The organism is Pseudomonas sp. GW822-FHT03F08 (assembly GCF_058801265.1).
Genome location: NZ_JBXANC010000002.1, coordinates 437,747 through 462,610, shown reverse-complemented (window position 1 = coordinate 462,610; position 24,864 = coordinate 437,747). Strand labels below are relative to the sequence as shown.

The 24,864-nt window shown below is 61.7% G+C and carries 15 protein-coding genes; 2 read left to right on the top strand and 13 right to left on the bottom strand.

The window, feature by feature from the left end:
- The first annotated feature begins 86 nt into the window (after positions 1 to 86).
- Positions 87 to 1,241 (top strand): MalY/PatB family protein, encoded by a 1,155-nt coding sequence (locus tag AC1RME_RS05885; protein WP_493090727.1) that lies wholly within the window; start codon positions 87 to 89, stop codon positions 1,239 to 1,241.
- 48 nt (positions 1,242 to 1,289) lie between these two features.
- On the opposite strand, the gene AC1RME_RS05880 is transcribed toward AC1RME_RS05885, so the two are convergent.
- Genes AC1RME_RS05880 through AC1RME_RS05870 form a run of 3 tightly spaced genes read right to left on the bottom strand, consistent with a single transcriptional unit; the run spans position 1,290 to position 7,187 of the window.
- Positions 1,290 to 3,209 (bottom strand): hybrid sensor histidine kinase/response regulator, encoded by a 1,920-nt coding sequence (locus AC1RME_RS05880; protein ID WP_493090725.1) that lies wholly within the window; start codon positions 3,207 to 3,209, stop codon positions 1,290 to 1,292.
- 10 nt (positions 3,210 to 3,219) lie between these two features.
- Positions 3,220 to 5,538: an ATP-dependent DNA helicase gene (locus AC1RME_RS05875; RefSeq protein ID WP_493090723.1), complete on the bottom strand. Its 2,319-nt coding sequence runs from the start codon at positions 5,536 to 5,538 to the stop codon at positions 3,220 to 3,222.
- On the bottom strand, positions 5,535 to 7,187 hold the full coding sequence (locus AC1RME_RS05870) for a VRR-NUC domain-containing protein (RefSeq protein ID WP_493090721.1): 1,653 nt from the start codon (positions 7,185 to 7,187) through the stop codon (positions 5,535 to 5,537). The genes AC1RME_RS05875 and AC1RME_RS05870 overlap by 4 nt, the downstream gene beginning before the upstream one ends.
- Before the next feature lie 197 nt (positions 7,188 to 7,384).
- Here AC1RME_RS05870 and AC1RME_RS05865 point away from each other — a divergent pair, with 197 nt between their 5' ends.
- Positions 7,385 to 7,609: a YgdI/YgdR family lipoprotein gene (locus AC1RME_RS05865; protein ID WP_096820406.1), complete on the top strand. Its 225-nt coding sequence runs from the start codon at positions 7,385 to 7,387 to the stop codon at positions 7,607 to 7,609.
- Between the two features lie 57 nt (positions 7,610 to 7,666).
- On the opposite strand, the gene AC1RME_RS05860 is transcribed toward AC1RME_RS05865, so the two are convergent.
- The 10 genes from AC1RME_RS05860 to AC1RME_RS05815 all read right to left on the bottom strand — a co-directional run bounded on the left by AC1RME_RS05860 (position 7,667) and on the right by AC1RME_RS05815 (position 24,842).
- Complete coding sequence (locus tag AC1RME_RS05860) at positions 7,667 to 8,041, bottom strand: hypothetical protein (protein ID WP_096820405.1); 375 nt, start codon at positions 8,039 to 8,041, stop codon at positions 7,667 to 7,669.
- A 163-nt stretch (positions 8,042 to 8,204) separates the two neighbouring features.
- Entirely contained in the window at positions 8,205 to 10,058 is a 1,854-nt protein-coding gene (locus AC1RME_RS05855) for a polyurethane esterase (protein ID WP_493090719.1), read from the bottom strand.
- A gap of 151 nt (positions 10,059 to 10,209) precedes the next feature.
- Positions 10,210 to 11,898 carry a polyurethane esterase gene (locus AC1RME_RS05850; RefSeq protein ID WP_493064822.1) on the bottom strand — a complete coding sequence of 563 codons (1,689 nt, stop codon included), beginning with the start codon at positions 11,896 to 11,898 and terminating at the stop codon, positions 10,210 to 10,212.
- A 57-nt stretch (positions 11,899 to 11,955) separates the two neighbouring features.
- Positions 11,956 to 15,042, bottom strand: a complete 3,087-nt coding sequence (locus AC1RME_RS05845) for an autotransporter serine protease (RefSeq protein ID WP_273538468.1) — start codon at positions 15,040 to 15,042, stop codon at positions 11,956 to 11,958.
- A gap of 121 nt (positions 15,043 to 15,163) precedes the next feature.
- Positions 15,164 to 18,115, bottom strand: a complete 2,952-nt coding sequence (gene eprS / locus AC1RME_RS05840) for an autotransporter serine peptidase EprS (protein ID WP_493090716.1) — start codon at positions 18,113 to 18,115, stop codon at positions 15,164 to 15,166.
- A gap of 42 nt (positions 18,116 to 18,157) precedes the next feature.
- Positions 18,158 to 19,522: a TolC family outer membrane protein gene (locus AC1RME_RS05835; protein WP_096820400.1), complete on the bottom strand. Its 1,365-nt coding sequence runs from the start codon at positions 19,520 to 19,522 to the stop codon at positions 18,158 to 18,160.
- A 2-nt stretch (positions 19,523 to 19,524) separates the two neighbouring features.
- Entirely contained in the window at positions 19,525 to 20,874 is a 1,350-nt protein-coding gene (locus AC1RME_RS05830; RefSeq protein ID WP_096820399.1) for an HlyD family type I secretion periplasmic adaptor subunit, read from the bottom strand.
- Positions 20,871 to 22,658, bottom strand: coding sequence for a type I secretion system permease/ATPase (locus tag AC1RME_RS05825; protein ID WP_102619847.1), 1,788 nt, complete (start codon positions 22,656 to 22,658; stop codon positions 20,871 to 20,873). The genes AC1RME_RS05830 and AC1RME_RS05825 overlap by 4 nt, the downstream gene beginning before the upstream one ends.
- A 204-nt stretch (positions 22,659 to 22,862) precedes the next feature.
- Positions 22,863 to 23,291 (bottom strand): AprI/Inh family metalloprotease inhibitor, encoded by a 429-nt coding sequence (locus AC1RME_RS05820; protein WP_158243853.1) that lies wholly within the window; start codon positions 23,289 to 23,291, stop codon positions 22,863 to 22,865.
- A gap of 93 nt (positions 23,292 to 23,384) precedes the next feature.
- The gene (locus tag AC1RME_RS05815; protein WP_096820397.1) at positions 23,385 to 24,842 is read right to left on the bottom strand and encodes a serralysin family metalloprotease; all 1,458 of its coding nucleotides are present in this window, start codon (positions 24,840 to 24,842) and stop codon (positions 23,385 to 23,387) included.
- Positions 24,843 to 24,864 lie beyond the last annotated feature (22 nt).

Below are 24,864 nucleotides of genomic sequence, written 5' to 3'. Positions count from 1 at the left end.
CCATTCATCGGTCACAAGTTCGCGCCCACAGGGGATGGAGGTTTATCATCCCGGGCACGACCCATCTCCGCCTTCAGAGACCGCGCATGACTTTCGATTTTGATCAGGTATTCGACCGCCACAACACCGGCAGCACCAAGTGGAGCCGCTACACGGCCGATGTGTTGCCGATGTGGGTCGCTGACATGGATTTCGCGGCCCCCCCGGTGGTCATCGAGGCGCTGCAACAGCGTCTGCTGCACCCGTTAGTGGGTTACAGCGTGGCCCAGGACAACCTGCGCGAGGCCATCGTCGCCGACCTGTGGGACAAATTCGCCTGGCGCGTGAAACCACAGGAGCTGGTGTTCCTGCCGGGTGTCGAGTCGGGTTTCAACATGGCGCTCAAGGCATTGGTGCAACCGCAGCAGAATGTCGTCGTACAAACCCCGAACTACCCGCCGCTGCGTCACGCGCCAGGCCATTGGGGTCTGAACCGGGTCGAGCTGGAATTCACCGCCCAGGCCGACGGCACCTACGCCACGCCGCTGGACGCCTTGTGTGAATCCCTGATCGGTGGCGGCGCCCTGTTGCTGAGCAACCCGCACAACCCGATCGGCAAAGTCTTTGGCCGTGAAGAACTGCAAGCGGTCGCGGACATCTGCGTGGCGCAGGACGCCTGGATCATCTCCGACGAGATTCATGCCGAGCTGTGCTACGACGGTCGCGTGCACATACCGACCGCGTCCCTGAGCCCGGAGATCGCCCGTCGCACCATCACCCTGATGTCGGCGAGCAAGGCGTACAACATTGCCGGCCTCAAGACCTCGTTCATGATCATTCAGGACAGTGCCCTGCGCGAACGGGTCAACCACGCCCGCTGCGGCATGGTCGACAGCGTCAATCCGCTGGGTATGGAAGCCACTCGCGTGGCCTACAGCGAGGCCGGCCCGTGGCTGAAGGAACTCAAACAATACCTGCAAGCCAACCGTGATTTTCTGGTCGAAGCGGTTCGTAGCCGTCTGCCGGGCGTGACGATCAACGTGCCACAGGGCACTTATCTGGCGTGGCTCGATTGCTCGGCGCTTGGGCTGGACAATCCGCAGCAGTTCTTCCTCGAACAGGCCCGCGTCGGGCTCAGCCCGGGACTGGATTTCGGTGATCACAGCCAGCAATTCGTGCGCCTGAACTTCGGTTGCCCGCGCTCGCTGCTGGAAGAAGGCATCGCGCGGATGGAACGCAGTCTGGCCGAACGCAAGGCCTGACACCGACGCAAAAAAAAGCCCGGCCTTCATGGCCGGGCTTCTTTTTTGTCATTTCATCGACTGGGCGATGATCTCCACCAGATTCATCTGATTGAACGGCTTCGACAGCCGCGGCAACTCCGCCGCAAAGCCTTCGAGGCGCTCGGCATAACCGGTGGCCAGGATGATCGGCAGGTCCGGCTTGAGCAAACGCACCGCGTGGGCCAGTTGCGCTCCGCTCATCTTCGGCATGGCCATGTCGGTGATCATCAGGTCGATGACTTCCCCTTGGTCGAACAATTCCAGAGCTTGCGCACCGGAGGCCGCGCCGATGACCCGGTGCCCGAGATCCTCCAGCAACAGGCTGGTACTGGTGCGCACCAGGCTGTCATCGTCCACCACCAGAACACTGAGTCGCGGCACTGACGCCGTGGATGGCCTCGGGCTCAGAGGTTTGGCCGCCACCCCGTCGACGGCGACCGGCAGCCAGAGTTCCGCACAAGTCCCCTGCCCCTTCACGCTTTTAAGAATGAAACGCCCGCCCAACTGTTCGATGAAGCCGTGCACCATCGACAACCCCAGCCCCGTGCCCTTGCCCAGGCCTTTGGTGGTGAAGAACGGATCGGTCGCCGAGGCCAGTGTCTCGTCGTCCATGCCTTCGCCGGTGTCGGTCACGCTCAGGCAGACATAACGCCCCGCTGCCAGGCTCGACTGGCTCTGTTCCAGAACCACTTGCGGCTGCGCGCCGATGACCACGCTGCCGCCCTCGGGCATCGCATCCCGCGCGTTGGTGGCCAGGTTGAGCACCGCCAGTTCGAGCTGGTTGGTATCGGCCAGCACCGTTTCGAGATTTTCCGGAAACTGCGTTTCGATGCGAATCCCCGGCCCCAGTGAACTGCGCAGCAGGCCGGTGATGCCTTGCACCAGTTTCGGAATGTCCACGGCTTCGGTCTTGAGTTCCTGGCGCCGGGCGAAGGCCAGCATGCGCTGGGTCAGTGACACCCCACGCAATGCGCCCTGGGTGGCGTTTTCCAGCAGACGACTGACCTTCGGATCGTCGCCGACACGTTTGCGCACGATCTCCAGGTTACCGAGGATCACCGTCAGCAGATTGTTGAAGTCATGGGCGATACCGCCGCTGAGTTGGCCGATGGCCTGCATCTTCTGCGCCTGGAACAGCGCCTCGCGGGTTTGCTCCAGTGCCAGTTGCGCCTGGTGGGCTTCGGTCACGTCCCGGGTGATCTTGGCAAAGCCGAGCAGCGTGCCGGTCTCGCCGCGAATCGCATCGACCACCACATGCGCCAGAAACCGCGTGCCGTCCTTGCGCAGGCGCCAGCTCTTGTTCTCGAAGCGCCCTACGCGCACGGCGGTTTCCAGGGCGCGTTGCGGCTCCCCTATTTCACGGTCTTCCGGGGTGTAGAACATCGAGAAATGCTTGCCGATGACTTCGTCCGGCGCATAACCCTTGATCCGCTGCGCGCCGGGGTTCCAGTTGGTTACGCGACCTTCCGGGCTGAGCATGTAGATCGCGTAATCGGTAACGCCCTGCACCAGCAGCCGGAACTGCTGTTCGCTTTGCTTGAGGGTTTCCTCGGCCATCTTGCGGTCGGTAAGGTCGCGGGTGATCTTGGCAAACCCGAGCAATTGCCCGCTCGGGCTGAAAATCGGGTCGATCACCACGTGGCACCAGAAGTGCGTGCCGTCCTTGCGCACCCGCCAGCCTTCACCTTCGAACCGCCCTTCGCGGATCGCCGTATCCAGTGCGCGCTGCGGCATGCCGACGGCGCGATCTTCATCGGTGTAGAACCGCGAAAAGTGCTCGCCGAGAATCTCGGCTTCCTCATAACCCTTGAAGCGTTTGGCCCCGGAGTTCCAGCTGGTGATGATGCCGCTGGGGTCGATCATGTAGATCGCGTAATCGACCACGGCATCGATCAACAGGCGAAAGCGCATTTCTTCGATCGCAGCGGACTTCTTGTTCTCGCTCATCAGGCTTGGCTCAAAGCAGATTTTCAATAACAGGAGTATGCGTCAAACCGGCGGATTGGAAAGGCGCATCTGCATGGTCGAGCTGCCACCAGCGCGGCAACAACTGTTGGATCCGGCTCTCGGCGAAACGGTCGTCGATCAGCATGACCACACCGCGATCCTGCTGGGTGCGGATCACCCGCCCGGCGGCTTGCACCACTTTCTGCACGCCGGGGAACAGGTAGGTGTAGTCATAACCGGCACCGAAGATCGCCGCCATGCGCCGTTTCATCTGTTCATTGACCGGGTTGAGCTGCGCCAGACCCAGCGTGGCGACGAAGGCACCGATCAGCCGGGCGCCGGGCAGGTCGATACCTTCGCCGAACGCGCCGCCGAGTACCGCAAAACCGATGCCCTGGCTGTGCGTCGTGAACTGATCGAGAAACGCCTGCCGCTGCCCTTCGGCCATGCCCCGCGATTGCTGCCAGAGCGTGATGTGCGGATGCCGTTCTGCGAGCAGTTGCGCGACCTGTTGCAGGTAATCGAAGCTGCTGAAGAACGCCAGATAGTTGCCCGGGCGCTCGCCAAACTGGCGGGCGATCAGCTCGACAATCGGCTCCAGCGATGCCTGGCGATGGGTGAACCGGGTGGAGATCTGGCTGATGATCCGCACTTGCAGCTGTTCGGCGCTGAACGGCGATTCAACGTCGATCCACACCGTATCGGCCGGGGTGCCGAGCAAGTCGGCGTAATAGTGGCGCGGGCTGAGGGTCGCGGAGAACAGCACGCTGCTGCGGGCCGCTTTCAGGCGCGGGCCGAGCAGCGCGGCCGGCACCACGTTGCGCAGGCACAGTTGCGATAACGGGCGTTTGCGGTCGAGGTCGCGCTTGCTGATGTCGAACAGGTAATGCGCATCGAACAACTCCGCTACGCGACCGAATTGCAGCATTTCGAAGTAGACATTCTGCAAGCCACTGTCGAGTCCTTGCGGGTGGTCGTTGAGGTAATCGCCGATGCTCGCGCTGCACGACGTGATCGCTTGCAGGAGTTTTTCCGGCGCCTTGTCGTAAGCCTGATACGGCGCCAGTTGCGCGTTGTGCAGGGCATTCCATTCACGGTTGACCCGCTGCAAAGGCTTTTTCAAAGCCTCGGGCGCGGTTTTGCGCACGCCATTGAAGATTGCCTGATCGAGGGTGGCGCTGTACATCTGCCGCCCGCGCTCGACCAGGTTGTGCGCCTCGTCCACCAGCACCGCGACCTTCCATTGATTGAGCTGGGCCAGGCCGAACAGCAGCGCGCTGAAATCGAAGTAATAGTTGTAGTCCGCCACCACCAAATCGGCCCAGCGCGCCATTTCCTGGCTCAGGTAATACGGGCACACCGAGTGTTGCGCGGCGACATCGCGGAGCGCTGCCTGATCCATCAATTGCAATCGGCTGGCGGCTTCACGTGCCGCCGGCAGTCGATCGTAAAATCCTTGGGCCAACGGGCAGGACTCGCCATGACAGGCCTTGTCGGGATGCTCGCAAGCCTTGTCCCGGGCGACCATCTCCAGCACCCGCAGTGGCAGGGTTTCGCTGCGATCGAACAATACTTGAGCGGCGTCCAGCGCGAGTTTGCGCCCTGGGGTCTTGGCGGTCAGGAAATACACCTTGTCCAGTTGCTGCGGCGCCAGCGCCTTGAGCATCGGGAACAGCGTGCCGAGGGTCTTGCCGATGCCGGTGGGGGCCTGGGCCATCAGGCAGCGGCCGGTGCTGACGGCTTTGAACACCGATTCGGCGAGATGACGCTGGCCGGTGCGGAACTCTGGATGGGGAAAGTTCAACTGCTGCGCCGCGTGATTGCGGGCCTCACGGTGGGCCATTTCCTGTTCGGCCCATGCCAGGAACAAGCCGCATTGCTGTTCGAAGAATTCGCGCAAGGTATCGGCGCTGAAGGCCTCGACTAGACAGGTTTCCTTTTCGCTGACGATATCGAAGTACACCAGCGCCAGATTGATCTGCTCCAGCTGCAACCGGCAACACATCAGCCAACCGTAGATCTTCGCCTGCGCCCAGTGCAGCGCGCGGTGGTTGGCCGGTTGTTTGCTCAGGTCGCCACGGTAGGTTTTGACTTCCTCCAGACAGTTCTGCGTCGGATCGTAGCCGTCCGCCCTGCCCTTGACCTTCAAAGTGCAAAATTCACCTTCCAGCGCGACTTCGCTCTGATAGGCGTCATTGCGCCGCGAGGCGACGGTGCGGTGACCGGCGATGCCTTCCAGCGCGGTGGGCGACGGTGTGAAGCGCAAGTCCAGATCGCCGCACTTGGCAGTGAACTCGCACAACGCCCGCACCGCAATGCTGTAGCTCAAGCGCCCTGCTCCGCCCATTGCACGTAACACACGGCCACCGGCATCTGGTGCGTATGGCAGAAATCCAGCCAGCGCAGCTGGTTGTCCTGCAAGCGGTCGCCGGGGCCTTTGACTTCGATCATCCGGTAGGTCTTGTGCTGCGGCCAGAACTGGATCAGGTCCGGCATGCCGGCGCGGTTGGCCTTGATGTCCAGCAACAGGCGATTGAACCAGTGCTTGAGGTGTTCGGCCGGCAGGCAGGTCAGCGCTTGTTCCAGCAGTTCTTCATTGAGCGCCCCCCAGAACACGAAAGGCGACTGAATGCCCCACTTGGTGGCAAATCGGCTGCGGATGGTGTCGGCATAACGGCCGTCGTCGAGTTCCGCCAGGCAGGCCTCGAACAGTTCGGCCCGACGGCCCTGAAAATCCTCATGAAGCAAATCTGCCGGCCCACGCTGGAACGGATTGAAAAACGCGCCCGGCAGCGGCGCGAAAACCGCCGGCCAGCACAACAGGCCGAACAGTGAATTGATCAGGCTGTTTTCCACGTAATGCACCGGGCCTGCGTCTTCATGCAGGTGCGCCTGCACGTGATATTCCACCGACAGCGCCGGATCGAGCCGTTCCAAGTGCAGATCCAGCCGTTCCACCGGTCTTGGCGCAACGCGTTTGAGCGCCGGCCCGCCGAGTTTGCGCCGCAGACGTGGCAGCACCCGTTGCAGGCCCTGTTGTTCGGCGGCGCTTTCCGGCGCCTGTTCGGCCAGCGTGCCCAACTCCAGCGCCAGCGCATATTCGCCACAGCGCTCCAGCACCCGAATCATCCGCAACCGCGCGCCGGGGTAGGCGCAGTCGCGATACAGGCTCAAGGCCAGGGCAAACGCTCCGATGCGTTCGCAATGCTGGCCGATCTGGAACAGCAACTTGCCGAGTCGACGTTGCAGCCACGGGTTGTCGAACTGCAAAGCGCTCAGCTCTTCGGTAATCGGCTCCAGCGCCTCGCCCGCTTCGAAACGTTGCTGACAATCGTGCAGGAACAGGCAGGCATCGACGTCGGCCCGGCTGCGCAGGCCCCGGGAATCGGCGCTGAATTCGACTTTTTCGTAGGTGAAGATCCCGAGATCAGCGAGGACAAACTCCGACCAATCCTGATACAGGTTGCCGAAGAACATCAGGCGAAACCGGTCGCACAGGTCCATCAGCGTCAGGCTGAACAATCGATCTGCAATCGCCGGGCACCAGTCGTGCCAGCGGCGTGATTCGGGAAACTGCTCATGCAGGACCGGCAGCCAGTCGACTTTACGGCCCTTGGGCGTGTCGATCGCCGGGCCGAACGCTTGCAGGACTTCGACCTTCAGCAACAGATCGAACAGCTCCGGCATCGACAGTAGCGCCTGCTCGTCCAGCCACCCGTGGTCGAGCAACGGCTGCGCGGCCAACGCGATGTCGCCAATTTCCGCATAACTGAGCTTGCCCGCCCGAAAATGCACGCCCTTGCGCATCACCATCCGCACCAGCAAACCCTGGGACCCGCGAGGCAGTGCCTTGAAGTCACGGATGAAAGCATGTTCCGTTTCGCTCATCACATCGGCATAACGAAGCTCAAGCCAGTCAAGCACTTGCCGGAAGTTGTTGAGGTAATAGAACGGATCGTCGAGGGGGCTGGAAGTCACGGTGATAAGGGGCCATGGCGAACGAATACTGGTTATGCGTACAGATACCAGTTCCGCCCCGCCGGGTGCAAACGGAAAAGGATCAGTGGCATCCGCGATTCGGGTTTTTTCGCCAGTCCATCGAACTTTTGCGGGCTATTCGGCACCAACCGCGTTAGAAGACCGGCATCGGTCGAATTGAATGAGGAACGCTGGGTATGAATTTCAGAAAAATGGCTATGCCGATGGCAGCTGTGGCTTTGCTGGCATTGGCCGGTTGCTCGACCCCGACGGTGGTGACGTTGCAGAACGGCACGCAGTATTTGACCCAGGACATGCCGAAGACCAAGTCCGACGATGGTTTTTATGAGTTCCGGGACATTTCCGGCGCGAAGATCCGCGTGAAGTCCGACGAAGTGGCCACGGTGCGCAAGGAAGATTGACGGTTACCCCATCAAAAAAGGCTGCAATCCTGTTGGAGCGCAGCCTTTTTGCATTCTTCAGCGGGGTAATGCCATGCCCGGAAGGGTGCCGTCGCAGTTCAACGCGCGTTCACCGCGCCGGACCATTTCTTCCTGCAAGCGCTGGCAACGTTGACGCTCCTGTTGCGCCATGCGGTCGATGCTCAGGTTGCCGGTCATTTCGGGCTCATTGTTTTCGCCGATACGCACGGTCACGAACGGTTGTTCGGGCTGGATATGAAAGCGGCTTTTCTCTTCAACGGGTTTGACTTCATCGCTTTCGACCGGCTTTGGCAATTCATCGGTACTGACGCCATAGCGGCTCAGAATCGAGCTATGAGGCAGATCGGCCCAGGCGTTGGCCGAAAGCAGCGCCAACCCGACGATACCGATATACCCCTTGAAACCTTTCACGTTTGAATCTCCTGTACTCAATGGCGGCTTGCCTATACATGACGGTTACATCGTCATTGGCTTTAGTCCGCATTTCCTGTTGGTGCAGGGGTTTGAGTCAGGTAGTGGCCAATGAGTCACTTTTGATGTGGAGAGGGAAAGAATTCCCTCTCCACCGTCACCCTCAGGCGATCACGATGCCATCGGCACTGAGACTGCTCAGCGAAACCCCGACCAGCGTCACGGAATCACCGCCGAACTTCAGCACCGTATCCTGCCCCACCGAGGTGGCATGGGCGCGGAAGTCATCGCCCGGCAACACGCCCTGCACGCCGAGAAACACCAGTTTGTCGTTGCCGGTGAATCCCACCACCCGATCCTGGCCGAACGCGCCGTTGAACAGGAACGTATCCGCCCCGCCACCCGACTCCATCAGGTCATTGCCGGCGCCGCCGACAAACACGTCGTTGCCCACGCCACCGATCAGGTGATCGTTGCCGTCCAGGCCGAACAGCCAGTCACCGCTGGCGTGGGCCTTGAGGGTGTCGACGCCACTGGTGCCCTTCACGCTCGACTCGTACTGGGTGACGTTGTTGCCGATCTTCAGGCCATCCGCCGTGACGCTGTGGGTCACGTCGTCCTTGAACAGGCCCCAGAGGAAACCCGGCTCCTTGGTGACGATGCTGCCGATGTCGCGGGTGATGCTGATCCCGCCGTTGGCATCGCGGATGTACAGGTTGCCGGCGCCGTCGTTGGCGAAGTCGAACTTGTTCACCGACTGCTGCAAGTCGAGGGTGTTGTTGCCGGCGCCGCCAAGAATGACGTTGTAGCCGCCGCTGTCACGGAACGTGTCGTTGCCGGCCCGTCCTTCAAGGTAGTCATTGCCGCTGCCGCCCTGGATCAGGTCGTTGCCGTCGCTGCCGATGATGAAGGTGCTGCCCTTGTGGGTTTCGGCGTTGCGGTTGAGGTCCTGCACCCAGGTGTTGGCCCGCGCCGGGTCCGACAGGTTGGCGACGATGATCGTCGAGTCACGGCTGGTGAGATCGTAGAACTTCGACTCGATCACCCGGTTCATGCCGTCGCCGTAGGCTGTCGGCAGGTGCGAGATCCAGGTCGGGACGTTGACGATCGAGAATGGCAGCACGTTCCACACGTTCGAAGCGTAGTGGTCGTTGAAGCTGACGATGTTGTCGGTCGCCGACACTTTCGACGCGTCGTGTACGCCGAGCGATGCACCGGTGAAGGTCGAGCCGTCGAGCGCGCGGAACACCGGGTCGTTCTCGTAGCCGACGTTGAGCACTTTGTCGGTGCTGCTCTGTGTCGGCGAGGCGTAGGCGATGTAGTTGGAGTCCTGGAAGAACCCGCCCCATTTGCCGCCGCTCAAGTCCGCCATGCTGTTGACCGCCAGCCCGCCGAGGCTGTGACCACTGACCAGCACGTCCTTGCCGGTGAGACCGTTGGCCTTGGCGAAGGCCACCACATCGTTCAGCAGGTTGCCGAAGGCTTCACCAACGTAGTTCTTGGCGTAATCCTTGGGGCCGAACGCGGCGAGCAGGTCATTGATGGCGTCGGCGATGGAGTCGCCGATCAGGATTTCCCGCGGGCCGCTGGTGCCGCGAAAGGCAATGCCGATTTCCGTGAGATGGCCCTGGGCGTCGTACTTGCCGAGGATTTCCACTTGCGCGCTGGTGTAGCCGGCCTTTTCGCCGAAGAAGGTTCCGCGAGCGTCGGTCTTGCCGTCATAGCCCAGTTGCGAGGCGGTGATGGGCGTCCAGCCAGCCTTTTTCACGGCGTCCAGAGCGAGTTTTTCCGAGTCGGGGTTCCACGGGAGTCCGGGAATCACGCCTTGCGAATCCGTGCCGCCGATCAGCGCCGAAACCAGCGTGGCCGGCAGGCCGAGGCCGAAGCCGTTGTGCTGATACCCGACAGCGAAACCGTTGTCGAGGTTGTGATAGGAGTACAGCGTGATGGCCATGGCATCAGTGAACAACGCCTTGGAATCCGCTGAGCTGAAGTTCTTGTAGTCGTACACACCCATTGCTGTTGCCTCTCTCTTTGTTGGAATTATTCAGAGATAGCTCACAACCAAAGCGCCCCTCCCGAGGCGTTCCGGAGCATTTCAGTTACAACATTTGCGTCATGCAACCCCAATGGGAACCGCCGCAAGCCGCGGTGGTTCCCACACGGAATCAGGCGAACACGAAACTCGAGTCGGACAGGTTAGCCACACCCACCCCGATCAGGGTCACGGCATAGTCGCCAATCTTCAGCACGGTATCGGCGCCGGACTGCGAAGCGTGTTGCTTGTAGTCGTAGCCCTGCCCTGCGCCCTGAACGCCCATGAACACCAGTTTGTCGCTGCCCTGGTAGCCATTGATCGCATCGAAGCCGAAGGCGCCGCTGAACAGGAAGGTGTTGTTGCCACCCACCGCACTCATCACGTCGTTGCCGGCGCCGCCGACGAAGGTCACATGGGCTTTGTCGCTGAACAGGTGATCGTCGCCGCCCAGACCGAACAGCCAGTCGCCGTCAGCGGTGGCCTTCAGCGTGTCGCCGAGAGCACCGCCATTGAGCGAATGGTTGTACTGGGTCAGTTCACTGCCATTGGCCAGGCCTTTGCCGGTGACGGTCCAGGTGATTTCCTTGCTGCTCCACCACGACCCCGACTCCTTGCTCACCAGCGCGCCGATGTCGCGAGTCATGCTGATGCCGCCGTAGGCGTCGCGCACGTACAGCGTGCCGTCACCGTCGTTGGCGAAGCTGAAGTTCTGCAACGGCTTCTGCAGATCGAAGGTGTTGTGGCCCTGGCCGCCGAGCAGGATGTTGAAGCCACCGTCATCGCGGAACAGATCATCGCCGGCGCGGCCTTCGAGGAAGTCGTTGCCCGCCCCGCCCTTGAGCCAGTCGTTGCTGTCGGTGCCGATGATGAAGGTGCTGCCGGTGTGCGGCTCACCGCTGCGGCCCAGATCTTCGACCCAGGTCTTGCCCCGGGAAGATGCTTCCAGGTTGGACACGATGATGGTCGAGTCCTGGCTGGTGAGGTTGTAGAACTTCGAGTCGATCACCCGGTTCAGGCCATCGGCATACCCCAGCGAGCTGTGAGCCGACCAGTTCAGCGGATTGACGATGCTGAACGGCACCAGGTTCTGCGCGGTGGACGCGTAGTTATCGTTGAAGTTGACGATGTTGTCGGTGGTCGAGTCGTGCGGCTTGTCGTGTTTGCCCATCGACGCCGTGCTGAACGTGGTGCCGTCGAGCACACGGAACACCGGATCGTTCTCGTAGCCGATGTTCAGCACGTTGGTGCCGGTGCTGCTCTGGGTCGGCGAGGCGAACGAAATGTAGTTGGCGTCCTTGAAGAACCCGCCCCAGTTGCTCGCGCTCAGATCCGCCACGCTGTTGACCCCGAGACCGCCGAGGCTGTGGCCGCTGATCAGCACGTCCTTGGCGGCGATGCCATGGGCCGTGGCAAAGGCAGCCACGGCCTTGAGCAGGTTGTCGAACGCGTTTTTCGCGTAGTTGGTGGCGTAATCCACCGGCCCGATTGCTGCCAGCAGGTTGTTTTTCATGTCACCGAAGGTGTCGCTGTAATCCAGCCCGCCCGTGCCGCGAAAGGCCACGCCGATACCGATCAGCTTGCCCGCCGCGTCGTATTTGCCGAGCACTTCCGCCTCGGCGCTGGTGAAGCCGTCCTTCTCGCCGAAGAACGTTCCTTTCGCGTCGGTCTTGCCTTGATAACCCAGGGCCGTGGCGCCCAGTGGCGCCCAACCGGTGCCGGGCAAAGCCTGCCCGGTCGGCGTGTAGGAATACAGCGTCAGTGCGATGGCATCGCTGTACAACGCTTTGCCGTCGGCATTTTTGTAGTCAAACAGTCCCATGTCGTGCTCTCTCTTCCTTTCAAAAACGGCAGTTCTTTGCCGAACTGCCGCTACACCTTAGAACTGCCAGTCCAGCGTCAGGCCCACACCGTGGTCCTTCTCGTTCGAACCGATCAGTCCGTTGTAGTCCAGGTTGACCCGGACATCGCGATTGAGCGCCAGGCCGGCACGAACGCCGACCACTGCCGCATCGCGATCCATCGACGCACTTTGCACCGTGAATGCACTGTTGCCATTGACAAAGGCCAAGTGGCTGTCGGAATCCACGCTGCTCAGGTTGTGCTGCCAGCCCAGAGTCGCGCCCAGTTCAAGCTGATGTTTGTCCGACAGGGCAAACGTGCGCTTGGCGCGGACACCGAGGGTCGACAGCACCGCGTCGCGGTTATCTTCACCGCCCTTCAGTGCGGCGGCATCACCCTTCTCGGTGAAGCTGTCGCTGTTCAGGTGCACGTAAGCCAGGTTGGCGAACGGCTCCAGATTCATCGGTTGCAGACCGAGATCGTAGGCTGCTTCTGTGAACAGTTGCGCGGTGGTCGCATCGCGTTTGGTTTTCTGCTTGCCGCTGACACCGGCAAATTGCAGATCACGTTTGACGTCGATGCGATGCCAGCTGTAAGCCGCGCCGGCGGTCAGGCGCAGGGCATCGATCTGATGCCCCAGGTACGCACCCAGGTGATAACTGTCGACCGAAGCCGACGAGTGCGTGCCGCTGCCCATGTTCAAAGAGCTGTCGCTATAACCGGTAACGAAACCCAGACGCGTATCTTCAGCGATCAAACCATCGACACCCGCCAGCAGGCCACCAATGGAGCTGTTGGAGTCGGCATTTTTATAGCCGCCATCGCTCTTGCCCCAGGCGCCCAGCACTTTGAGCCAGGCGTTGCTGCGGTCATCCGTCGGTGCGCCGGCGTCGAACAGATCCCGCTCGCGCAGACGTTCGCCCACGGCATCGCGCAGGTAATGGCTGTCGTTGATCAGCATGGTGCCGATGGCCGGGTGAATCTCGCCGGACAGTTGCTGGAAGGCGTCCTGCGCGACAGCGGCAGTCGGCGACAGCAACAGGGTTTCGAACAACGCATTGCCCGCGCCCAGACGTTCGGCGGCTGCACCGACGGCACGCTGGTTCGGGGTCAGGCCGACGCTGGCGAACGACGCGCCGTTACGCCCGACGTCCAGTTGAACACCGCCCGAGGAGTAATCGAGGGTGCCGCCGAGAAACGCATAACTCGGCAAGACCTGACCGAAGCGCCCTTGAATGCCACCCGCCGCCTGCAGAATGTTGAACTGGCTGCCAAGCAGCGATTTCACTTCAGTCGTGGTCAACAGTGTCGGGCTGTTTTCCAGCGTCAGCGCAACGGTTGCGCCCTCGATGGTTGCAGTGCCGCCAGCGACAACGCGGTCGCTGCTGGTCGGCGAGACTTCGACGGAATAGGTCGAACCCGGTTCGAAGGTCACGTCACCGGCCACGTTCAAGGTGCCAATGGAGTTGCCTGGCGCGACGATACCGCCGCTCTTCGCGGTCAGTGCCGCGATGTGCCCGTTACCGCCGAGGATGCCACCATCGTTGACCGTGACCGCCGATTGCAGCGAGCCATTGATCGCCAGTCGCCCCTGATTGACCAGGGTCGGACCGGTGTAGGTGTTGGCGCCGGTCATGACCAGGGTGCCGATCCCTTGCTTGGTCAAACCGCCGTGGCCGGAAATGTCGTTGCGCCAGGTGTCGAGACCGCAGGTGATGTCGGTGCACACGCGCTCGGTGGGTTTGCCGGCGTCGATGATCGCGCCGATGCCTGGCAGGTCGGCCACGAACTGGCCGGAGCCATAGGCGCCCTGGATGCGGAATTCTTCGGGAATGTCTTGTTCGGTGACAAACATCGCCGGGCCGTCGATGGCCTTGCGCAGGTTGATCATGCCCCAGCCGTACAGGGCGTCGATGCCCGGTGCGCCAAGGTCAGTGGCCGTGGTGCGCAACACGCTGGCAACCTGATCACCGGACATGTACGGGAAGCGCTCCATCAACACCGCCATGGAACCGGCCACGTGTGGTGCGGCCATCGAGGTGCCGTTGTAGTTTTTGTAGCCGGTGGTCAGGTTGTCGGCGTTGGTGCCTTCAATGATCGAGCTGTAGATTTTCGTACCCGGTGCCGAGACGCAGAAACTCGCGGTGTAGCCGCAGCGCGAAGAGAACGTACTCATGATGTAGGGATTGGCACTGGCCAGATCCGGGTTCTTTTGCAGTGCGGCGACGGTGATCCAGTTCGGCGCGATGTCCGGCACGAAGTAACCGAGGCCGGCGATGGCGTCCGGGTTGTTCAGGTTGTAGTCGTTGCCCGCCGCGAAAATCGTCACGATACCGCTGCGCGCGGCGGCGATTGCACCGTCGTAGGCGCCGCCGGGTTTGGTACCCAGTAGTGTGCGGATCTCGTTGAACTGCAATTGCGCGTCGTTGACGGTGAAATGCGGGTACGCCGGGTCACGGCCGCCGAGATCGAAGCGGTCGGTGATGCCGATCCCCCAGCTATTGTTGATGATCCGCGCGCCACTGGCGATCAGGGCATCCCAGCCGGCCTTGTACACCGCGCCGTCGTTGCCGCGCACGATACCGTCTTCCGGACCCGGGTCGCCGTTGTCGGCGCTGATGATCTGCGCACCGAACGCCACGCCGTGCATCGGCCCACCGTCACGGCTGCCGGCGGCGATGCCGCCAACGTGGGTGCCGTGGGCGCCGAGCTTGCCGTCGGAACCGACCGAGGGCGAACCGTCATAACGGAACGCGTCCCCGGCTTTGACCGGGATGTACGGGTCGGTGTATTCGCGAATGCCGCTGGTGACCAGGGTCACCACTTTGTTCGGCCCGGAAAACTCCGGGTGCGCGGCGTACACCGGCTGGTCGAAGATCCCCAGCTTCACACCTTTGCCGGTGTAACCCGCGGCGTAGGCGTAATCTGCGCCAATCGCGCCCAGGCCCCAATCCGCCTGGAATTCGGCGCTGCGCCAACTGGCGGCATCCCCTGCCCGGCCGCTTTCCACATAGGGCGCAGCGTGTGCGCTACCCCAGGTGGCCAAGGCGCAAAGCAAGGCGCGATTGAGAGTTTTCAGGCGAAAGCATCCACCCGATTGCGCGGGGGTGTTGTTATTTTTCATCCAGCGACCTTCCTTAGTGATGTTGCACAAAATCCGTTTGTTCAGAACCTGATCGTTCCTACGCTCCCGCGTGGGAATGCAGCCCGTGAGGCGTTCCCGCGCAGAGCGTGGGAACGATCAGTCAGAACTGCCAGTTGAGGCTCAGGCCAACGCCGTGAGTCTTCTCGCGGTTGGCCAGTTGTCCGTTGTAATCAAGGTTCACCCGCACGTCGCGGCTCAGCGCGAGGCTGGCCTGCACGCCGACCAGCGCCGCGTCGCGCACCAGCGGCGAGCTTTCGACGCTGTACGGCGCGCTGCCGCTGGCGAAACGCAAATGCTGCTCGGCCTCGATGTCCGTGAGGCTGTGCTGCCAGCCGAGATGGCCGCTGACATCGAGTTTTTGCGTGCCCGACAGGTTGATTGTCTTGATCGCCCTGACGCCGAGGGTGCTGAGCACCGCGTCACGCTGGTCGCCGCTGCTTTTCAACGCTGCAGCGTCGCCCTTCTCGGTGAAACCGTCGCTGTCCAGATGCACGTAGGCCAGATTGGCGAACGGCTCCAGGACCAGCGGTTGCAGATTCAGTCGATAGGCCGCTTCACCAAATACCTGTGTGGTGGCGGCATCGACCTTGGCTTTCTGTTTGGCGCTGACGTCGCCGTATTGCAGATCACGTTTGACGTCGGCGCGATGCCAGCTGTAGGCCGCGCCGGTGCTCAGACGCCAGTCGCCGATGTTGTGCCCGGCGTAAGCGCCGAGGTGGTAACTGTCGACCTTGGCCGAGGAATGCGTGCCAGAACCCATGCTCAACGAGCTGTCGCTGTAACCGGTGACCAGACCGATGCGGGTCTGCTCGTCCAGCGCACCGTCGACGCCTGCCAGCAGGCCGCCGATGGATGTGCTGTAGCCGGCGGTGTCGTGTTGCGAATCGGTCGTGCCCCAGGCGCCGAGGGCCTTGATCCAGCCGTTGCTTTGCGCGGCGTTTGCGTCGTGCAGGCGTTCGCCGATGGCGTCGCGCAGCTGGCGGCTGTCGTTGATCAGTACCGAACCGAGGGCCGGGTAGATTTCCCCGCTCAGTTGCTGGAAGGCTTGCTGTGCATCGCTGGCGGTGGCCGACAGCAACAGGCTTTCGTACACGGAGTTACCGGCGCCCATGCCTTCGACGGCGCTGGCCACGGCCCGCTGGTTCGGGGTCTGGCCGACGCTGGCAAAAGACCTCGCGTTGCGTTCGACATTCAGCGCGATGCCGTTGCCGCTGTACGCGAGGCTGCCGCCGATAAACAGGTAATCCGGCACCACGGCGCCGAACTGACCCTGGATGCCACCGGCCGCTTGCAGAATGTCGTACTGATGACCGAGCAGGCTTTTCGCTTCAGCGGTGCTGAGCAAGGTCGGGCTGTTTTCCAGCGACAGACTGACGGAGGCGCCGCTGATGGACGCCGTGCCGCCGGCGACGATGCGGTCACTGGCGGTCGGTGACAGCTCCACCGCGTAGGTCGAGCCCGGCGCGAAGGTCACGTCACCGGCCACATTCAAGGTGCCGATGGAATTGCCCGGTGCCACGCGACTGCCGCTGTTGGCGATCAGTGCGCCGATCCGGCCGGAGCCGCCGAGGGTGCCGCCGTCATTAACCGTAACGGCGGACGTCAGCGAACCGTTGACGCTCAGCAGGCCGCCATTGACCGTGGTCGGGCCGCGATAGGTGCTGTCGCCAGTCAGAATCAATTGCCCGGCGCCGGACTTGATCAGGCTGCCCTGATACACCCGATTGGCGGCGGCCGCATCACGGGCCATACCGACAGCGTAATCGGTCTGGTCCTGTTGGCTGGCGCCTGCCGAAATTCCGTTCTGCCAACCTTTGCTTTGCAGGGTTTGCTGCCAGGCACTGTGCTCGGCGAGGTCTTCGCTCTGACGCTGGATCAGCGCCTTGTCGGAGATGTCGTTGCTCCACACATCGCGTTGCCCGGTGGCCAGATTTGCGTCGAACGCGCCGAGCAATTGCCCCGGTCCGCCCATCGCCCGTTTCAGATTGGCGACGCCCCAGCCAACCCGTTCGGTCGGTGCGCTCGTCACGCTGCCGTCGAGTTGAGTGGCGGTGGTCAGCAGCACTTCCAGCGCCTGCTGGTTGTTCATGTACGGGTAACGCTCCATCACCAGCGCCAGAGCGCCGGTGGCATGGGGCGCGGCCATCGAGGTGCCGGACTTGATCGCGTAACCGCCGTCGGGAATGGTGCTGTCGATCTTTGCCCCCGGCGTGGTGATGCACCAGTATTTGGCGATACCGCACTGGTTGTATTTCTGCTGATTGCTCTGATCCAGCCCCGACACGGCCAGCCAATGGCCTTCCAGGTCCGGCTGAAAATACGGCAGCGCCGAACGCACACTGGCGTTGGGGTAACCGCTGTTGCCGGCGCTGAACACGTTGATCACGCCGCGGCGTGAAACATCGGCGGCGGCATCGAGCCAGGTGCCTTTGTTCCAGTGCTGGGCGTAAGCCGCATGCAGATCCGCCAGGGTTCGATAGCTGACATCCGGCGGCTGACTGCCCCAACTGTTGTTGATCGCCCGCACGCCGGCATCGGCCAGTGCGTCGTACACCGCTTTGAAGTAACGCGGGTCGGGATTGGGGCCGAACAGAAAACTGTCGTTCTTGTTGGTGTTGCCGACGTAGATCTGCGCATTGAACGCCACGCCATGCATCCCGCTGCCATCACGGGAAGCGCCCATGGTGCCGACCACGTGCGTGCCGTGAGAATCGTTGTTCGGGTTAAGCGTGCCGTTGACCGTGAACAGCGAGCCATCGACATAGCTGCCGCTGGCCGAGACCGGGTGATAGCGGTCACTGGCGAACTCGGGATGGGCCGCGTCGAAACCGGAGTCCAGCGCACCGATCTTCACACCCTTGCCGGTGATACCGGCGGCGTAGGCCTGATCGGCCTGCATCCGGTCCAGCCCCCAGTCCCGCAGGAATTCGGCGGAGCGCCAACTGGCTGGATCGCCGGGTTTGCCCGAATCCACGTATTGCGCCTGGGCCGGGTTGATAAAAATCACAAGCAACAGGGTGCCGACCGAAGCCGGCTTGAAGCGTACGTCCATGTTCACCACTCGTTTTTGTTGTTTTGTGTAAAAACTACGGTGCTATTGCGTCCGTGGGCCTTGCCCGAATGCTTCGTCCACCCGAGCCAGATCCTGCTCACTCAAGGTGCCCGCGTAGTAATGCAATTTGGTCCAGGCCATGAGGTAGTCATAGCGTGCCTGGGCCAGATCGCGGCGGGTGGTAAACAGTTGTTGTTCGGCGTTCAGCGCGTCCAGGTTGGTCCGCTCACCGCCAAGAATGCTTTGCTTGGTCGAGACCACCAGCGCTTCGGCCGACGTCAGGGCTTTCTGGTAGGCGCGCAGTTTGTTGACGCCGGACAGGCAGGCACTGAACTGGCGACGCAGTTCGATCAGGGTTTCGCGGGTCTTACCGTCCAGTTCGTACTCGGCCTGCTCCATGGTGCGGCTGGCCTGACGGGTCGATGCCGACACCCCGCCACCGGCGTACAACGGCACGTTGACTTCGATGCCGATGGTGTTGGTGTCGTAGCGCTGGTTATAGGTGTTGCCGCTTTCCGATTCGTTCTGGCGCATCGAGGCGTAGGCACTGACTTTCGGCAGGTGCCCGGCGCGGTTGCGCTCCACTTCATAACGGGCCACTTCCACTGCCTGGCGCTGTGACGCCAGGTTCGGGTTGTTGCTGATTGCCAGTTCGTGCCAGGTGTCGTAGTTGGCCGGCATCAACGCGAAGGTCTGGAAGTTCTGATCCAGCGGCGCCAAATCGGTGATGTCCACTGTCGGCACACCAACCAGCGCACCCAGTTCACGCAGCGCGGCATCCTGTTCGTTGCGGGCCTCGATTTCCTCGGCGGTCGCCAGTTCATAGCGCGACTCGGCTTCGAGAATGTCGGTCCGCGTGCCTTCGCCCTGCTTGAACATGTGCTCGTTCTGCTGGAACTGCTGCTCGTACGCCTTTTTCTTGGCCTGGGCGATGTCGATCTGATCCTGAGCGAACAAGGCCTTGGTGTAGTTGTCGAGCACCCGCACCAACAGTTCCTGGCTCTTGCCCCGGAAGTTCTCGTCGGCAAACAGCGACTGCGCCACACCTTTGCGATACGCGGCGTAGGCCTCGTAGTCGAGCAACGGCTGTTGCAGGGTCAAGTTGGAGCCGTAACTGTTGTAGTTGCGGTTTTCCGTAAAGTTGCCGCGATCGGTGAGCTGCGTGACCTTCGAGGTGTTGTGGCCCTTGTTGTAGTTGTAACCGACTTTCGGCAACAACCCGGCGCGGCCAATGGCCCGGTTTTCAAGGCCTGCATCACGTTCCTTGATCGCGCCGAGGAACACCGGGTCATTGCGCAACGCCTGTTCGTAGATCTCGAACGGCCCCATGGCCGCCACTGCACTGTTGCCCGCGAGCAGCGCGAACGCTGCCGCCAGCATGGAAAGCTTATTCATACAGCCGAACATCCTTATTCTTCAGTCAACGCGGAGCCGGCCCGGTCGAGCAGCGGTTTGAACAGGTAGTTGAGGAGTGAACGTTCGCCAGTGCGCACGAACATTTCCGCCGGCATGCCGGGCTTGATCACCAGGCCGTTGAGTTTCTCCATGGCCTGATCGCTGACGCTGCTGCGCAACACGTAATACGGCACGCCGGTTTTCTCATCGACCATCTGGTCGGCGGAAATCAGGCTGACTTCGCCGGGAACACGCGGTGTCTTGCTCTGGTTGAATGCGGTGAAGAGGATGTCTACCGGCAGGTGCGTGCCTACCTTGTCGATCAGGTTGATCGGCAGGTGCCCTTCCACTTCCAGGCGCGTGCCTTGCGGAACGATTTCCAGCAGGGTTTCGCCCTGACGGACCACGGCGCCTTCGGTGTGCACACCGAGGTTGACGGCCACGCCGTCCGACGTCGCCACGATCTCGCTGTGTTGCAGATCGAAACCGGCGGAGGTCAGTTGTTCGGACAGGGTGACGCTTTTCAGTTGCGCGTCGGCCAGTTGGGTGCGGACTTCCTTCTGGTATTCCTCGCCGTGCTGTTGCAGTTTCAGGCGCGACTCAAGAATGCCCTGCTCTACCCGGCCGCTTTCGCCGGTGTTCTCAGCCAGCTGCTGCTGCACTTGCGACAGTTGACGCTGATATTCCATCAAGCGGTTGCGCGGGATGTAGCCGTTGTCCGCCAGCGGTTGCAGATTGCTCAACTGCTGTTGCAGGGAGTCGGCCTGGGCGTTGAGATCGGTACGGGCGCGGCGCATGCCGGCCAGTTGCGAAGTGGCGCCTTCGATGCTGGCGCGCAGGGCGGCCTGCTCGCGGGAGTACGCTTCGCGGCGGCTGCTGAACAGTTGGCGCTGACCTTCCAGCACCAGGGCCAGGCGCGGGTCCGCGTTGTCGCTCAGCTCTGCCGGAAACGTCACCTGCTTGAGGTTGTCGCGCTCAGCCTGCCAGCGCGCAAGGCTGGCCCATGCCATGCGGTACTGCGCCTGCAGCGACTGCACATCGGCGGCGACCTGGGTCTGGTCGAGGCGGAACAACGGCTGACCCTGTTTTACGATCTCGCCTTCGCGCACCAGAATCCGGCTGACCACACCGCTGCTCATCGACTGCACAGCCTTGCGTTTACCGGAGACCACCACCGTGCCTTGCACCGGAATCCCTTGATCCAGCGGTGCCAGTGCGGCCCAGGCAAAGAAACTGCCAGCGCCGGCCAGTGCCAGAATCCAGCCCATGCGGGCGAAGAATTTAGCGTCGCGCTCAGGGCGTTCGGTGATGTACGCGTGTTCCATCGTTGCTTCGTTTTCAGTGTTCATGCTCGCGCTGCTCATACACCCGAATTCCTTGTCGTGGGCTGGTACTGCCGGCTCAAGCTGAGCCCGCCCGGTGCCTGCGCGGTTTTTTCAGTGGGTTGTGGCTGTTGTTGCGCCTGGTTGCCGGACAACGCCTTGAGCACATCCTGGCTCGGGCCGAAGGCTTGCAGACGGCCATCGGCGAGTACCAGCAATTTGTCGGCCTGGGCCAGTACCGAAGAACGGTGCGTCACCAGCACCACCGTGGTGCCCTGCGCCTTGAGTTGCACGATGGCGCTGGACAATGCGGCTTCGCCGACGGTGTCGAGGTTGGAGTTCGGTTCATCCAGCACCACCAGGCTCGGTGTGCCGTACAGCGCACGCGCCAGGGCTACACGTTGCTTCTGGCCGCCGGACAGACCGCTGCCATCCTCGCCCAGTTGCGTGTCATAGCCCTGCGGCATGCGCAGGATCATTTCGTGTACGCCGGCCTGTTGCGCGGCGGCCACCACCTTCTGCGGGTCAGCCTCGCTGAAACGGGCGATGTTCTCGGCGATGGTGCCGCTGAACAATTCGATGTCCTGCGGCAGGTAGCCGATGTATGGGCCGAGATCATCGCGATTCCAGCGATGAATGTCGGCACCGTCCAGGCGAACCGTGCCACCGAGGGTTGGCCACACGCCGACCAGCACCCGCGCCAGTGTCGATTTACCGGAACCGGAAGCACCCAGTACGCCCAGCACTTCACCGGCCGCCAGATTGAAATTGACCATGTGCAAGGTCGCGGTACGTTGCCCGGGTGGGCCGGCGCTGACTTGTTCGAAGGTGATCTGGCCCTTTGGCGGCGGCAGCGCCATGGCGTCGTCGCTCGGCGGATAAGCCTGCAGCAAGGAGTCGAGTCGGCGGTACGCCAGCTTCGCCCCGCTCCACTGTTTCCATACGGCAATCAACTGGTCGATCGGGCTGAGCACGCGGCCCATCAGGATGGAACCGGCAATCATCATCCCGGCGGTCATGTCACCCTTGATCACCAGCAAGGCACCCAGGCCCAGCACCAGTGATTGCAGGCACAGGCGCAAGGTCTTGCTCAGCGAGCTGATCACCGCGCCCGTGTCGCTGGCCTGGTTTTGCAGGCCGAGGAAGCGCGAATGCACCTGGAACCAGCGTTTGCGCAAGGAGCCGAGCATGCCCATGGCCTGAATGGTTTCGGCATTGTGCAGGTGGCTGGTGGCCAGCTGGCTGGATTTTTGCGAGTAACCGGCGGCTTCGCCCAGCGGCTTCTTGGTCATGTATTCGTTGAGACACGCCAGGGCGATCAACAACAGCGCGCCGGCAGTGGCGAGGACGCCGAGCCAGACGTTGAACAGATAAATCACAAACAGATAGACCGGGAACCACGGCGCATCGAAGAACGCGAACAGCGCAGGCCCGGTGACGAACTGGCGAATGTGGGTCAGGTCGCCCAGGGACTGGCCGGCATTGCCCTCGCCCTTGAACAGGTTGCGCTCGAACGCGGCCTGATAGACCCGCAGGTTGAAGCGACGCTCCAGCTGGCTGCCGATGCGGATCACGATGAAGCTGCGCACCACTTCCAGCAGGCCGATGAACGCGAAGAATCCCACGACCATCAGCGAGAGCATCGCCAGCGTGGTTTCGTTTTGCGAAGACAGCACCCGGTCATAGACCTGAAGCATATAAATAGAGGGCACCAGCATCAGCACGTTAATCAGTGCGGTAAAGCATCCGACGCTGATCAGAATGCTTTTATAGTCACCCAATGCCTTGAATAAGGGAGCGGTGGCTGGGGCCTTCGCCATCTTCATTGATTATTCCTGAAATGATATTCCCCGCCGTGCTTGGCGAGACTTCAATTAATAGCCCGCACACGGGGCGGGACATACACCGACAGTGTCCGCTTACACTTCGATAACAACTTTTGCGATTAAAACCGGCGTCCGTGTTATTGAAGAGAGCCTTATAACTGTCACGGGGTGCCTTATATTTAAACTGTGAGTTGGTTCCGGTGATCAGGGCTGTTTGGCAGCTCGCTCAAGTGTAATCACCAGGCCTGACTTCAAAGTGCTCAGATAAAGCCCATCACGTTGTCGGCTGAAAAACTGGATTCTTGAGCCTTCCTTGCCGGTGATCGAAAGACCGTCCGGATCGGGAAACCAGCCGATGGCGCTGTCCTGCAGCCATGCGCTCAGGCAGTCGGCGCCCTTGCCCAGCGTCTGGTTGGCTTCAAGGTCGATCAGGCAGGTGTTCGACGGTTTGTCCTGCAAAGCCTGGGCTTCGGGAGCGTCGTTGCGGTCGCTCAGGGTCGCTTGCCACTGTCCGGCAAATACCGATGGGTCTTCGAGTCTCAGGCTGCTTGCCATAGTTGTTTCTCCAGAAATCATCATCAGCACCGGCAACAGGTACGCCGCCGCTTTGCGGGTAAAAGCGAATTGGATCATAGGAAATTTCACTCCGGCGCGTAGCCTTGCTTACCAGCCAAAGCGATGCAAGTGAAGAAAGCGGCGCATCACGCGCCGCTTTCCCGGTTCACATCACGCCACGATGTCGCTGAGCGCTGCCTGGCCAACGGTGCTGACCTGGAAATCAGCCACGCCGTGCCCGGAGAAGTCCACCGAGAGCAGGCTGTTGCCGCCCGAGGAAGTCAGGACTGCATCGCCCGCCGCACCGGTGAAGGCGCTGACGAAGTGCAGGCCTGCGCCTTTGGTGATACCGGTCAGGTCGATTTTGTCGAGACCGCTGACAAAGTCGAGGATCTGATCGATCGCACCCGGCTTGGAGTCGGAACTGGCTGCGAACACGAAAGTGTCCGAACCCGAACCACCCCACAGCTTGTCGGCGCCACCGCCGCCCCAGATGATGTCGTTGCCGGCACCGCCCTTGAGTTCGTTGGCTGCGCTGTTACCGATGATCAGGTCGTTGCCCGAGCCACCGATGGCGTTCTCGATGGTGACGCCCTTGGCGATGGACACGTTGCCCACCAGGCCGCCAACGTCGGAGAACGAGGCTTCATTGAGGTTGATCTTCTGGTTCTGGGTGAAACCCGAGAAGTCGAAGGTGTCCTTGCCGCCCGCATCCCACACCGAGAACACCAGCTTGTCCGACGAAGAGGACGCGCTGAGGAAATCGCGACCGGCGTTGGAGTTGAAGCCGTAGGTGGTGTCACCGGTACGGGTGGTCAGGTTGGCGCCGTAGAGCTTCTGGATCGCGGCAATGTCGTCCATCAGCGGGCCGGAGGCATAGGCTTCCACACCGCCCTTGCTGAAGTTCTGGCTGGTGTTGCTTTCACTCCAGTAACTCATGAGGCTGTAGCCGCGGGTGTCTTGCCCGTAGGTCGCGTCATTGTAGGTCGGGTTGCCAGTCCCGGCGTTGTAGTCGCCAGGGTGAGACAGGCCCAGGGTGTGGCCAATTTCGTGGGTCAGGGTCTGACGCCCGTAGTTGTTCAGGCCCGGGGTTTTGTTGACGTCGTACCCACTGCCGGTCAGGTACCAGGACTGACCGTCATAGCCTGGCTCGGTGCCTGGCAGGAAAGCAAACGCCGCCGCGCCTTCCTGACCGCCGCTGTAGTTACCGAAGGTCATGTGGCCGTCGCCACCTCTGGCTGCTTCGGTAAAGGTCACGTTGGCGACATCGGCCCAGGATTGCATGGCGAGCACGGCCTGGGTTTTCTGCAGGGCGCTGAACTGACTGAAACCGGTGACTCCCAGGCCGCTGAAGTTGGCGGTTTTGGACGTCAGAAAGGTATAGGTCAGTTCGATCTTGCCGCTGCCGTCGAGGTCGTGCCAGGAGGCACCGTCTCGCAACAGTTGGGTAGCGGCTTGATCCACCGAGAAGGAGGGTTTGCCATTGACCGTGAGGTTGCCGCCACGATCGTACTGATGGCTGAAGCTATTGATCTGGTTGAACGCCGAGCTTGGCGCGGCCAGTGGTGCCGCGTTCAGCTGGAAAGCCTGTTCGGCGGTATCAATAGCATTAGCTTTTACTTTCGACATAAACACACTTCCTTGTTTAGCA